This window comes from Arachidicoccus sp., from assembly GCF_050436765.1.
GTDB lineage: Bacteria > Bacteroidota > Bacteroidia > Chitinophagales > Chitinophagaceae > Arachidicoccus.
The window spans coordinates 1-14,121 of sequence record NZ_JBNQGD010000127.1; the positions used below are offsets into that span (position 1 = coordinate 1).

General features: G+C 37.9%; 10 protein-coding genes and 1 pseudogene. 1 reads left to right on the forward strand and 10 read right to left on the reverse strand.

Annotation, left to right across the window (positions count from 1 at the left end; all coding sequences use genetic code 11):
* Positions 1-99: 99 nt before the first annotated feature.
* The gene (locus ACQR30_RS05220) at positions 100-1,341 is read right to left on the reverse strand and encodes a DUF2130 domain-containing protein (RefSeq protein WP_429732279.1); all 1,242 of its coding nucleotides are present in this window, start codon (positions 1,339-1,341) and stop codon (positions 100-102) included.
* A 303-nt stretch (positions 1,342-1,644) separates the two neighbouring features.
* On the opposite strand from ACQR30_RS05220, the gene mfd reads away from it, so the two are divergent.
* Positions 1,645-5,040, forward strand: a complete 3,396-nt coding sequence (mfd, locus tag ACQR30_RS05225; protein ID WP_429732282.1) for a transcription-repair coupling factor — start codon at positions 1,645-1,647, stop codon at positions 5,038-5,040.
* Between the two features lie 277 nt (positions 5,041-5,317).
* Here mfd and ACQR30_RS05230 read toward each other — a convergent pair whose 3' ends face one another.
* The 9 genes and pseudogenes from ACQR30_RS05230 to ACQR30_RS05270 form a co-directional block, all read right to left on the reverse strand.
* The gene (locus tag ACQR30_RS05230; RefSeq protein WP_429732285.1) at positions 5,318-6,688 is read right to left on the reverse strand and encodes an ammonium transporter; all 1,371 of its coding nucleotides are present in this window, start codon (positions 6,686-6,688) and stop codon (positions 5,318-5,320) included.
* A gap of 264 nt (positions 6,689-6,952) precedes the next feature.
* The gene (locus tag ACQR30_RS05235; protein ID WP_429732288.1) at positions 6,953-7,498 is read right to left on the reverse strand and encodes a D-glycero-alpha-D-manno-heptose-1,7-bisphosphate 7-phosphatase; all 546 of its coding nucleotides are present in this window, start codon (positions 7,496-7,498) and stop codon (positions 6,953-6,955) included.
* Between the two features lie 162 nt (positions 7,499-7,660).
* Complete coding sequence (locus ACQR30_RS05240; RefSeq protein WP_429732291.1) at positions 7,661-8,347, reverse strand: nucleotidyltransferase family protein; 687 nt, start codon at positions 8,345-8,347, stop codon at positions 7,661-7,663.
* Positions 8,348-8,923 carry a D-sedoheptulose-7-phosphate isomerase gene (locus tag ACQR30_RS05245; RefSeq protein ID WP_429732294.1) on the reverse strand — a complete coding sequence of 192 codons (576 nt, stop codon included), beginning with the start codon at positions 8,921-8,923 and terminating at the stop codon, positions 8,348-8,350. It lies immediately after the preceding gene.
* Between the two features lie 20 nt (positions 8,924-8,943).
* The gene (locus tag ACQR30_RS05250; protein WP_429732297.1) at positions 8,944-9,969 is read right to left on the reverse strand and encodes a dehydrogenase; all 1,026 of its coding nucleotides are present in this window, start codon (positions 9,967-9,969) and stop codon (positions 8,944-8,946) included.
* A gap of 12 nt (positions 9,970-9,981) precedes the next feature.
* Entirely contained in the window at positions 9,982-11,118 is a 1,137-nt protein-coding gene (locus ACQR30_RS05255; RefSeq protein ID WP_429732300.1) for a glycosyltransferase, read from the reverse strand.
* A 35-nt stretch (positions 11,119-11,153) separates the two neighbouring features.
* Complete coding sequence (rseP, locus tag ACQR30_RS05260; protein ID WP_429732303.1) at positions 11,154-12,515, reverse strand: RIP metalloprotease RseP; 1,362 nt, start codon at positions 12,513-12,515, stop codon at positions 11,154-11,156.
* Positions 12,516-12,582: 67 nt separating this feature from the next.
* Entirely contained in the window at positions 12,583-13,740 is a 1,158-nt protein-coding gene (locus ACQR30_RS05265) for a 1-deoxy-D-xylulose-5-phosphate reductoisomerase (protein WP_429732306.1), read from the reverse strand.
* Positions 13,741-13,865: 125 nt separating this feature from the next.
* A pseudogene (locus ACQR30_RS05270) lies at positions 13,866-14,121 on the reverse strand (hypothetical protein); the annotation flags it as partial.

Here is a 14,121-nt window from a genome sequence, read left to right on the forward strand (position 1 = left end):
ATCAATTTAAAATTACAAAATATTATGATATGACACAGTTTAAATTACAGTCTCGTTTTTACGCCAGTACGAGAAGATTTTTTGACTAAATAGATAAAGCTATTCGATCAAAAGTACATCTTCATCATCATCCGTTAAACTTAGGTTGATGGAATCTGCGCCGGCAATACCTTCTATCGAACCACGAATATGTGTGGCATTGAGTAACACTTTCTCCAATTGTTTTTCTCGGGCTTTCCAAAGACGTTCCATTGATTCTCTTTCCTTTTGAATACTACTTCTCATTGATCTAAAGCCTTCACTGATCGCTTTCCATTGTCCGCCAAATTCATGACTGGTTAAATAATCGTAGAGCATTATCATTTTGTCGCCTTTGTTTTCTTGACTTTGGCGCGCTTCGGCAAATTTTAATAAACCGTTGCGCAATAACAAAACCACGCTTCTCACTTCAGTAAAGTTGCAAATATAGATGCCGTCTTTTTCACCAAAACGCTCCATGTCTTTTGGTAAGGTTTGTGTTACAATTACGGCTATATCGGCATTTAAGCTACGCATATCTTTCTTCAGCTTTTCTATCCATTCATTATTAAAATCTTTGGTGCGCTTACTTTCAAAGATTATTTTTCCGGCTTCATTTCCCAAACGATTATGTACACTCAGGATACAATCTGCGCCTTTTACGCCTTTGGCTACTTCTTCTATTTTGTCAAATGGGAAAGTTTCCCGTAACAAATTTTCTAATTCTAATTCTTGTACTTCTCCCTGCAATTGCATGCTCCCCTGCTCCACTTTGCGACGCATTTCTTCTGCCAATTTTTTTTGATCGTTGAGTTGCTTCTCCAATTCTCGCACACGCATGACATGTTCGGATTCTTTGATGGAATTTTTCTCTGCTTCTTCTTTTTGCAATTGTTCTTTTAGTTTCTCTCTTTCTTCTATTAGTTGTCGCTGAACTTGCAGCTCCATCTCAGCTTCTTTTTCTTTTAGCGCTTTTTCTTTATGCAGAAATTCCAATTCTTTTTGCCGAGCGGTCTTTAGTTTTTCTGCATTTTCCAAAGCGGATTCTTTCAAGAGTTTTATCTCGTTCTCAAAATCACCTGCCAAAGACTTACGCAAAGAGACTTCCAACTCCTTATTTTTCTTTTTCAGTTCCTCTTCCCATTGCAGTTTGCGAGTGGCTTCTTGCTGTTTTAGCAATATTTCTTTTTGAGAAAACTCATCTTCTTTTTGCTTCTTCCAGTCCTCCATTTGCATGCGCAACTGAACTTGCACTTCCTTCTTAAAAGATTCGCCTGGATCAAAATCATATCCACAATTCGGACATTTTATTTCTGCTGCCATAAACCTTATTTGTATACAAACAATATTACGAAACCATTTTGGGAAATAGAAGTATATTTTTACTTGCCGTCTCCAATTTATTGCACTTTTTGCATTTTGGTGAGACCAGGACACCTAATTTCAATAGGGGTTTTATGCACATGCTGTTCTAAATCAGTTAACTAACTTTTGCATCAGTAGCATATTTTTCGCTGCTAGAATCGCTGCTAAACAAAATAATTTTTAGATATACCGGGCCTACAATGGAGCTTTTATTATTTCAGTACGATTCTCCATTGGAAAATCGTACCTTTGCCGCGCGTTATGAACTTACAAGCTTTATTAGGTAAGTATGAAGGTTATCCCCGCCTAAACCAGTTGGTGGAGCGGATTTCTAGTGCCCAATCTGAAAAAATCTTCTTAAAAAACTTACACGGTAGCTCCGCTGAATTTATTGCTGCATTGGCGTTTCAGCATTCATCGTTGAAAAATTTCAATCACGTTTTTGTTTTAAATGATGCCGAAGAAGCTGCGTATTTTCATAATACCCTCGAGAATTTGACCAGGGCTCTGAACTTATTTTATTTTCCTTCTTCTTTTAAAAGTCGAAAGAATTTTCTATTGCTCAATTCTTCGCACGTAATGTTACGAACCGAGGCGTTAACGAGATTCTCTCTGCCATTGGGTGAGCGCGTAGGTGCTTTGATTACCTATCCAGAAGCGCTGTTTGAAAAAGTAGTGTTGCCCAAAACTTTAAGTGGCAACATTATGCATATCAAAGTGAACGACACATTGGATCTGGACAAAGTAATGGATCAATTTATAGGATATGGCTTTGTTCGGACCGATTTTGTTTACGAACCCGGTCAATTTGCTTTGCGTGGCGGGATCTTAGATATTTACTCTTTTGGTAACGAGAAGCCATATCGGGTGGAACTTTTCGGTAATGATGTAGACAGCATTCGATTGTTCGATCCTGAGTCGCAATTAAGTGAACGCAAGCTTTTGCAGGTTTCTATTATTCCAAATATTGAAACGCAATTTGATTCTAAAGAGAAAGTTTCCTTAATGGATTTTTTGCCGGAGAATACGGTTATTTGGTTAAAGGATTGGGATGTAATTGCTGAACAGATCAGTAGCCAAAATAGAGACTTAAATGAGTTCTTAGAGAAGTTAGATAATGGTTTGATAACTACTCAAATGCAAGACGATCCTGACGAAGCCAAAATCTTGAAAGAAATAAACTTATCTGACTTTCTTTCTTCAGAAGAAATAAAAAAAGAGATTTTACAAAAAACGATTATAGAATTTGGTTATCAGCCGATCTTGGCCAAATTCGAAATTTCATTTAAAACAAATGAACAGCCTGCATTTAATCGCAACTTTGATTTGCTTATTAAAGAATTAAAATCATATGAATCAAAAAAATATGATATCTATATTTTTTCTGAACAGGCGAAACAATTGGAAAGGCTCAATAGCATTTTTACAGATTTAAATACTGAAATTCAATTCACGCCAATCCCAACTAGCATTCACGAAGGCTTTACCGACGATGAATTAAAAATTGTTTGTTTTACGGATCATCAGATATTTCAGCGTTATCATAAATATCATGTAAAGCAGGCTTTTAATAAAAGCAAGGCACTCACAATGAAGGCCTTGCGCGATTTGCAACCAGGGGATTTTGTTACACATATTGATCACGGTGTCGGCCGTTTTAGCGGCTTGCAGAAAATGGAGACCAATGGGACAGTGCAGGAAGTGGTAAGACTAATTTATAGAGACAACGACATTTTGTATGTGAACATAAATTCATTGCACAAAATTTCTAAATATACAGGTAAAGAAGGAACACAGCCTAAGATTAATAAATTAGGTAGTGATGTTTGGAACAAGCTGAAGGAAAAAACGAAGACCAAGGTAAAAGAAATTGCTTTTGACCTAATAAAATTATACGCGCAACGTAAGGCGCAACGGGGATTTGCATTTTCTCCGGATAATTATATGCAAACCGAATTAGAAGCGAGTTTTATTTATGAGGATACGCCTGACCAAAGTAAAGCCACTGCTGACGTGAAGAAAGATATGGAGAGCGCTTCGCCAATGGATCGATTGATTTGCGGCGATGTAGGATTCGGTAAGACGGAAATTGCAGTACGCGCCGCATTTAAAAGTGTGATTGATGGAAAGCAAGCTGCTATTCTAGTTCCCACTACAATTCTTGCCTTTCAGCATTATAAAACATTTTCAGACAGGCTAAAAGAGTTTCCTGTTACGGTAGATTATATAAATCGTTTTAAAACGTCCAAAGAAAAGAAGGAAACGCTACAACGCTTGGCTGAAGGTAAAATTGATATTATTATAGGTACACATGCCTTGCTTGCTAAGGATGTAAAATTTAGAGATTTGGGTATAATGATTATTGATGAAGAGCAAAAATTCGGAGTGGGCCACAAAGAAAAATTGAAAACAATTCGTACTAATGTAGATAGCCTTACTTTAACTGCAACGCCCATTCCCCGTACATTACAGTTTAGTTTGATGGGTGCGAGAGATTTGAGTATTATTAATACCCCCCCGCCTAACAGGCAACCCATTCAAACAGAAGTTCAAGTTTTTTCGCAAGATTTTATTCGAGATGCTATTTATTTTGAAATAGGAAGAGGCGGGCAGGTTTTCTTTATTTTTAACCGTGTGCAAGGAGTGAAGGAAATGAGTGCGCTCATACAAATATTGTGTCCGGATTTGAGCGTTTCTTATGCGCATGGACAAATGGAAGGAAAGGAGCTGGAAGAAAAAATATTGGATTTTATCGATAGAAGATATGATGTATTGGTTTGCACCAATATTGTGGAGAGTGGTGTGGATATTCCAAATGTAAATACCATTATTATCAATAATGCGCACCATTTTGGTTTGAGCGATTTGCACCAACTACGTGGGAGAGTTGGGCGTAGCAACAAAAAAGCTTTTTGTTATTTGCTGGCGCCTCCTATGAGCACATTGCCGGCTGATGCGCGTAAACGATTACAAACTTTAGAGCAATTTAGCGATTTGGGAAGCGGATTTCAAATCTCTATGCGAGATTTGGATATTCGTGGTGCGGGCAATTTATTGGGGGGAGAACAAAGCGGCTTTATGGCTGAAATTGGTTTTGAGATGTACCAAAAAGTTTTGGAAGAGTCCGTGCGTGAATTAAAACGCACTGACTTTAAAGAATTGTTTAAAGAAGAAATTTCCAAGCAGGACGATTTTGTTTCCGATTGTACTATTGATACCGATCGAGAGATTTTAATTCCCGATGCGTATGTGGAAAGTATTACCGAAAGACTTTCACTTTACACCCGATTGGATCATTGTGAGGACGAAGAAGCGCTCCAAATTTTTCATCAAGAATTGATTGATCGTTTTGGTCCTATGCCTAAGCAGGTAGAAGAGTTGTTTGCTGCATTTAGAAGTAGGAGAGCAGCGATTAGCTTAGGCTTTGAAAAGATGACTTTGAAAGACAAAAAGCTGCGCTGTTATTTTATCAATAAAAATGATTCGCCTTATTTCGAAAGTGATTTATTTAAAAACATCTTACAATATTTGCAAACAGGAACCAACAAAGCGCGTTTAAAACAGGTAGGGACTAATTTTTTATTGGTAGTAGATAATGTCGAGGATGTTTATGCGATGCAAAATTTCTTACAGCAAATGTGGAACGCTGTTAAGTGAAATCCCCTGATTCGTTAGATAAGGATTATCTTCAATGCGATTTCCATGCCTTCTTCTCATCCTCTCATCTAAACGGATTCAAATGAGAAATATTGTTGCACACAGTTCTGCCAATTAAATTCATTCTCAATTATCAAACCATTGCAAAAGAGCGGAGTAAAGAGTACTAACCGTGCATCTATGAATAGATAGTGTACGATTATATATGTCCCTTCGTTGCTTAAGTAATTTTGAAGATTCAGTTTAATTCGGCTCGAGACTGTAGGTCGTTTGGCTATTAGATTTGGTACTGGGCTTCTGCGGTTTCGAAGAGTTCTACAGGCGATAAATATCCCTCATCGTGTTGTGATGCATCCAGCCCTATTTCTTCTTCCTCTTTACTTACACGCAAAGGTGAGATAAAGTTGATAAATTTAAAGATAAGAAAAGACATTCCGAAGCTATATAGTGCCACAATGACTACTGCTTTTAATTCTGTAAAAAAGAAATGAGCATTGCCGTAGAATAGGCCATTTGCTCCGGCGGCATTTACGGTTTTGGTTGCGAATACACCAGTTAAAATCATTCCCACAATTCCGCCAATTCCGTGGCATGGAAATACGTCTAAAGTATCATCCAATTTTGATTTTGATTTGTAATGAACGGCTAAGTTTGAAATGACAGCTGCTATCACCCCAATAAAAATGCTGTCCGGGATAGCAATATATCCGGCTCCGGGTGTAATGGCAACAAGTCCTACTACCGCACCTATACAAAAGCCAAGAACCGAGGGTTTTTTACCTCTTAATACATCAAAGAACATCCAGGATAAACCAGACGCTGCTGCTGCTGTATTGGTCGTAGCAAAGGCAGAAACAGCTAGTGTTCCGGCAGACATAGCTGAGCCAGCATTAAACCCAAACCATCCAAACCACAATAAGCTGGTTCCAATTAAGACGTACGGTATATTTACCGGCGTATTTTCTTTATGCTCTAAATGTGTTTTACGGCGCTTTAAAACGATTGCACCTGCAAGTGCCGCACATCCTGCTGAAATATGAACGACAGTCCCGCCTGCAAAATCCAATGCACCCATTTGTGCTAAAAAACCATCAGGATGCCAGCTCCAATGTGCCAGGGGAGCATATACCAATAAACTGAATAATACAATGAATAAAATATAAGAAGTAAATCGCACGCGTTCTGCAACAGCACCTACTACAAGTCCTGGTGTAATAACAGCAAACATTAATTGGAATAAGGAAAACAACATTAATGGAATTGTAGGTGCACCACTCCAAGGTTTAGCGCCTGCTACGTTTCTGAAAAATAAAAAAGTTGTGGGATTACCGATAATGCCGTGAATTGAATCCCCGAAACACAAGCTAAATCCTACAACAATCCAAATTACTCCCACAACCCCGGTAGCAACCACACTTTTTATCATTGTTGAAAGAATATTTTTCCGGTTTACCATTCCTCCATAAAAAAATGCCAAGCCTGGAGTCATCAAAAAAACCAGTGCTGTTGAAATGAGCATCCAGGTAATATCGGCGCCATTATATTTGTTTGTGTCGAGGTTTCCAATTGACGGAACAAATAATGCAGCGAGTGCAATTAAAACCAGAACAGAGAAGGGGGCTATTTGTTTGATGGTTGGTCTATTCATTTTTGTCTTATTATATATCTAATAAATTGTAATGTTGTATATTTAGGACAAAAATAAATATAAAATGAATATTTACAACATTTATTAAATATTTAATTTATTATAATATATTTAAAATTCTGCATAATTGCTGCAAAAAGTGTATTTTTCAGGTAATTATGACATTAATAAAAATAAAATATCTACTAATTCGGCAAAATAAAATTGCTTTTGAATTAATAGATATATAAATAAAGAAGGGAGCAAGGAGTTGTCATGCCCTACCTACTTAGTCTCTAAGCTATCGGCTAAGTCTTTTAACCTCTCGAAGTTTTGATCAATCAATGGGTGTGGAAATTCTATATTGTGAACAGTAGTTGTCAAAAAGACAGATATAGCAATACCTGCATTTTTTGCGAATTGCATATCACTGAGATTATTGCCCACCATTATGCTTTTTGAGAAATCGATGTTGGGAAAATCCTTTTGTGCTAATAGTGCCATTCCAATATTGGGTTTGCGATTTAGGGCATTGTCCGCCAGATCGGGGGCATAGTAAAATTTATCGATTCTACCGCCTTCTTCGGTGATCCATTTTGAGATCTGCGCGTTCATTCTGTGCAATTCTTCTAAGGTCAACAAACCTTTACCGACACTTCTTTGGTTGGTTACTACCACTATTGTTCCGAAAATGCGAGAGAATTTACGCATGGCTTCTGCTACGCCATCGAGTAATTGTAGTTCTTCCACACTGAGCACATAGCCGCCTACATTATCTTCATTCAATACACCATCTCTGTCTAAAAAGAGCGTCCAGGTTTTGTCAATCATATGGGTTTTATTTATAGTTATTTTTTTATGAAATTGGTCAATTGGCTTTTGCCGCAGCTAAACGATAACAAACGTAAATGATGAACGGAAGGCAATTCTCGCAAACCGCTTATTTAATTTCATCAATTTGATTGAGCGTTTGTAGATATTATTTGATTCAATTTATAATTCTACGGCGGCTCTTCGGTAGTCTTCGGGAATACCCATGTCGATAAAATAGGCATCTTGAACCGAAGCGAAGAGTTTTTTCTGTGAAATAAATCTTTCCAGATAATCCTTCTCAAAAGAAAACTTATTCCCAAAATTCTTATGTAAAAAGCTTTCCACATTCAAAGCATAAAATCCACCGTTGATAAGACCCTTGCCATAATGCTTTTTTTCTTGGAAAGATTCTATGCAACTATTGTCATCTATTTCCACCGCGCCAAAGCGGTCAAAATTTTCCATGGGCTTCAAGGCTAAAGTACATTCCGCGTTTTTTTGTAAATGTGTTTTCGCCAACATTTCCGTTTCAACTTTGAACAAAGTATCTCCATTAGTAATAAACACATTTTCTTTCGAAGCTCTGCGGCAGGCCAATTGGATAGCTCCGCCTGTTCCCAATGGTTCTTCTTCCAAAGAAAATTGCAGAGTGTATTTTGCGTATTTAGCTATGAGATGATTTTGTAGTAGCTCCGACTTGTATCCTAATGCGAAAATGAATTTTTCTATTTTTTGGGATAAAAAATAATCCATCACAAAGTTGATAAAAGGTTTGCCGTTTACAGGTGCCATGCATTTTGGCAAGTCCGGCACTTCACTACGTAGGCGCGTACCAAGCCCTCCAGCTAAAATAATTAATTCATTCATTTAAGAAAATATTTCGGCTTCTACCAATTGACAGATAATGTGGCCAATAAGAATATGACATTCCTGAATGCGCGGAGTATCATCGTTGGGTACATTAAAAAGAATATCGCTTTTTGCTTTAATATCTCCCCCTGATGCGCCGGTAAAAGCGATAGTAGTAATATCCATGTCTTTAGCAGTTTCAAAAGCCTTTAAAATATTTTTAGAATTGCCGGAAGTGGATAGTCCAATCAAAATATCGCCTTTACTCCCCAAACCGTCAATCAATCTAGAATAGATTACATTATAATCATAATCATTGGCTACTGCTGTTAAATAGGAGGTATTGCAGTGCAGGGCCTCCGCTGGCAAAGCTTTTCGGTTAATATAAAATCTGCCTGAAAATTCTGCTGCTAAATGTTGCGCATCCGCTGCACTTCCGCCATTACCACAAAACCATACTTTATTGCCTCGCTGAAATGCTTTGCTAATAATATTCACAGCATTTTCAATTTTATTTAAAAAAAGCTCGTCAGCTAGAATCCTTTCTTTTGTTGCAATCGATTCACCGATGCAGTTTGTAATTATATCTTTCATAAATTTCTTTTTTAGTAGAATTAGCCAAGTGTCCAAGAATCTAATCCTTGTGTTGCAAATTGATAGCGATGTATAATGCCACCGAATTTTCTCAAAATTTCTGCCACTTTATAGCATGAATTGTTTGGACAGTAAAATATCATAAAACCGCCGCCACCTGCGCCGCTTATCTTCCCACCAGTTGCGCCTGCTTGTTTTGAAGCCGCGTAAATTTCTTCAATCAGGCTGTTGGAAATATTATGCGCCATATTACGTTTTTGCTGAAATCCGAAATCTAAAATCTCGCCAATTTCATGTAACCTTCCCTTGAGCAGTGCTTCTTTCATCATTTGTGATTGGGCTTTCAATTGATGCATTGCATCAATTGATTTCTCGTTTTTCTGGGTCACATTTTTTTGTTGCTCTACGATTATTTTCGCCGATTCGCGGCTTGTACTTGTGTAATACAATAACAAATTATTCTCTAATTCGTTCAAATATTCTTGTCGGATTCGTAATGGATTTACAATCACTTTGTCTCCTGAGTAAAACTCCATAAAGTTCACGCCCCCAAAGGTTGCAGCATATTGATCTTGTCTTCCGCCAGCAAGTTTAAGATCATTTCTCTCTATATCATAAGCATAATGTGCAATATCGTAATCACCCAAAGGCAGTTTCAACATTTCTACAAATGCGCCGATGATGGCCACTACCAATGTGGAAGATGTGCCGAGTCCGCTGCCGGCTGGAGCATCTACAAAAGTGCTTAGGCGAAAACCCCTCTCTGAAAACCCAAAATCCTTTTGGATACGATTATACACGCCTTTTAATAGATCCAAAGTCCCGTTGATGGGTAAGGTAGTATTCCATTCAAAGGCCTCTACTTCGTTTCTGTCTAATGCTTGTAAAATTATTTCCTTTTCTTTGAGCAACTCTATGCTAGCTTTGGCATAAAGAGAAATAGTTGCATTCAATATAGCCCCCCCGTATGTATCGCAATAAGGACTTACATCGGTGCCGCCACCTGCTAAACCTATGCGCAATGGAGCTCTGCTACGATAAATCATTTGTATGAAAATTTATTTTGTGTGTGCAAGAGAAAGAATATTCTCGGTTAAAACTTGCCAACTATATTTATTTTTTTCTTCCTGAAGGAAAGGTAAAAAATAATTTTCACCTAATTGGTACAAAAGCTCAATTCCATTTGCGACGCCTGTTTCGGAGGGAGAAACTACCACACCACATTTTTCATTGGGAACCATATCCGGTAAGCCCCCAACATTTGTTACCAGCATAGGTTTTTCAAAATGATAAGCCAATGGTGTGACGCCGCTTTGTGTCGCATTCCGATAAGGCTGAATTACAAAATCTGCCGCACTGAGGTAATAGCGTACTTCGCTGTCAGCAATAAAATCGGTGTGAAGAATTAGATTCTCTTCAATACCTAACTCTTTTATTAGAGAAAAATAATTTTCTTTATCCTCATAAAACTCACCTGCAATCAAAAGTTTTGGAAGAACGATATTTTCAACTTTACTTTTTTCTGATAGCAATTTCATTGCCCTTAGTAAAATATCTAAACCCTTATATTTTCTTATAAATCCAAAAAATAGAATAGTTGGTTCGTCATTGATTTGAAGATGTTTTCTTGCGTCCTTTTTTGCAATGGATGTGCCAAAACCATCGTATAAAGGATGAGTAACAAGCTTTGCCGGCTTTTGTGTAAAGATGTGCAGGTCATTTAATACTTTGTTACTCATCGTAACGAAAGCATCAACCGGTTTTAAGAAATAGTGCGTCAATTGCTTATCACCTGGGCGTTTTTCGTGCGGCAATACATTATCTGCAATACAAATGATTTTTGTGTGTTTATTTTTTTTGACTTTTCGCAAAATCGTCCCCAAGCATGCACCCATAAAGGGTATCCAATAACGCACAACGATAATATCTGGCTTTATTTTTTTTAACTCATTACCAACTTTTAACCAGTTTAACGGGTTGACGGAATTGATACTAACTTTTATTTTTAGATCTTTGGGTGTTGGCTCTGTTGAATATTGTGTAGTGCCGGGAAATAAGAACCCCGGGTATTGTAATGAAAAAGTATAGATAGATGCATCGTGTCCCTCTTGCAAAAACTGCCTTGTTAGCCGTTCATCGAACGATGCTAATCCGCCACGAAGTGGATGTGCTGGACCAATAATGATAATCTTCACTCTTTATGGGTTATCTGTTTTGCGATATATGGCTACTACTTCTTGAACAATCGGAAAATGTCGTTTCCAAAAGCAAAAACCATTAGTGCTAATAAAATAATCATTCCCACCATTTGTGCATATTCCAGAAACTTCTCGTGAGGCTTACGACCGGTAATCATTTCGTAAATGCAAAATAACGCATGACCACCGTCAAGGGCTGGAATAGGCAGTAAATTCATAATGGCCAAAATCATAGAGAGTAACGCAGTCAATGACCAAAAAGCTTGCCAGTCCCAAACAGCCGGGAAAAGATTTGCGATACCTACTGGGCCACTCATTCCTTCAGAGAGATTCACTTGTCCTCCGAATAATATCTTTAGCTGCTGTACGTACGAAGCTAAAGTAGCGCATCCTTTTGCGACCCCTGCCGGCAGCGCCTGTAAGAAAGAATAATGAATTGTATCGAACTGAAAAATCTTATCGAAATTATATGGAATATAAACGCCAATAGTACCGCTTGCCGGTACAGTAAGTCTGTATTGCAGTGTGTCTGTATTTCGCAATACAGAGATGGAAACGGTATTATTTTTTTGCTGTTTGACGGTGCTGGTAAACTCATCTTGAAAAGTAATGTGCATATTGTTTACAGCAATTATTTTATCGCCCTTTACAAGACCTGCTTTTTTTGCAGCCGATGTATCAACAATACTGTCGAGGGCCTGCATGGGTACACGCATATCACTTGCCCCCAAAAAATGTAGGTGCTTATTGATAATAGTGGAGGAAAGATTCGCTGGAAGAGCTATGTTTACAGGATTACCTTCTCGTATAACTTCTATTGTTTTTACATTGTTCAAAATAATATCGAGCGGTATTTCTCCAAACTTTTGAACTTTTTTACCATCTAGTGCGATAATCTTGTCGCCGCTTCGAAGACCAACACTCTGTGCCAAGGAATCTGCTACAATACCATATTTAACATTTTGTACGGGTAAATATTGTTCTCCCCAGTGCCAAAGCATCATTGCATAAATGAAGAAACCGAGCAGTACATTTACCATAATACCGCCTAGCATAATAATTAAACGTTGCCAAGCTGGCTTGCTTCGAAACTCGTATGGTTCTGGTGGTAATGCCATTTGTTCTTTGTCCATACTCTCATCAATCATACCTGCTATTTTTACATACCCGCCCAATGGTACCCAGCCGATACCATACTCGGTTTCGCCAATTTTTTTCTTGACAATTGAAAACCAGGGATTGAAGAAGAGGTAAAATTTTTCTACACGACATTTAAAAACCTTAGCCCAGAAATAATGACCAAATTCATGAAGGACTACCAGAATGGATAAAGATAAGATAAGCTGAGCTGCTTTGATACCGACCACTGCCCAGTTGATTGCTAATAAAGACATTTATATTTTGTGGATTATATGTTATGAATGATTGAGTGAAATTGAGCTAGCTCACTAATTTTTAAATTTACATGTTTACTAAAGTTGCCGCAAAGTTACGTGCTTCTGCATCCGTTTCAAAGTAATCGTCCAGCGTAGGATTTTCAATAAAATTTATTTTAGTCATCGTCTGTTCTATTACTTCGGTCATTTCAAGAAATCCGATTCGATTATGCAGGAATGCATACACCGCAAGTTCGTTAGCAGCGTTTATTATACATGGTAAGTTGCCTCCTTTGTTAAGTGCTTCAGAGGCAAGCGCCAAATTGCGGAAAGTTTTTAAATCAGGTTCTTCAAAAGTAAGCGTATCAGGTTTTCTAAAATTATATCTTGGAAAATTCGCAGCTAAACGAGTGGGGAAACTCATAGCATATTGAATAGGCACGCGCATATCGGGTAAGCCCATTTGTGCCTTCATGCTTCCATCTTCAAATTCTACCATGCTATGAATAATACTTTGTGGATGTACCACGACCTGAATTTGCTGTGGTTTTAAATTGAAGAGCCATTTTGCCTCTATCATTTCTAACCCCTTGTTCATAAGAGTTGCGGAATCGATAGATATTTTGGCCCCCATGCTCCAGTTAGGATGCTGTAACGCGTGTTCGCGTTTTACATTCACTAGATAGTTTGGTTTTCTTCCTAAAAAAGGGCCGCCACTTGCGGTCAAAATTATGCGGTCAATCTTATTCCTTCCCTCGCCCACAAGGCATTGAAAAATGGCAGAGTGTTCACTATCTATAGGTATGATTGGAATTCTTTTTTCCGCGGCTATTTGCATTACGAGACCGCCTGCAACAACCAGCGTTTCTTTATTGGCGAGGCCGATAGGTTTGCCAATTTCTAATGCCTTTAACGTTGGTCTCAACCCTGCAAAACCTACGATAGCCGCAATCATTAGGTCGTAACAATCTAATCCCGCTACATCTATAATGGATTGTTCACCTGCAAATACTTTGATATGCGTATTTAGCAATGCAGATTGAACCAATGAGAATTTGCTTTCATCGGCGATGGCTACAATATTTGGATTGAACTGTAATGCTTGTTTGATAAGTAGTTCATGATTGGTAGCAGCCGTAAGTATTTCTACAGAGAAAAACTCTGGATTGGCATCAATTACTTCCAGTACTTGCTTGCCAATGGAGCCTGTGGAACCAAATATCGCAATACGTTTTTTATACATAATTCTCCTCCTACGGGATTAAAAGTGCACTTTTAGGGGTACAATAGGTGTAAAGATATTGGTTTTGCCCGAAAAAGAAAATGTAATCGGGATAATTGCGTTGTTAAATGATCCTTAGCGCATATTTATTTTTCTGTAAACTGCAAAAGCTCATCGGCAATTTTACGATCATTACTTAATCGAGGAAGTTTATTTTGCCCACCTAGTTTGCCAATAGATTTCATATAATAAATAAATCCATCTTTTTGAACAGGCGTAATCTTCAAGCGTTGCAAAATGCTTCCAGTTATTAAATCATCGTAATAAACATTTTTTTTGCGCAATTGATTATCGATTTCTTCGGCGAAAGCGGCGAGGTTATCTGGTTGTCTTTCAAATTCT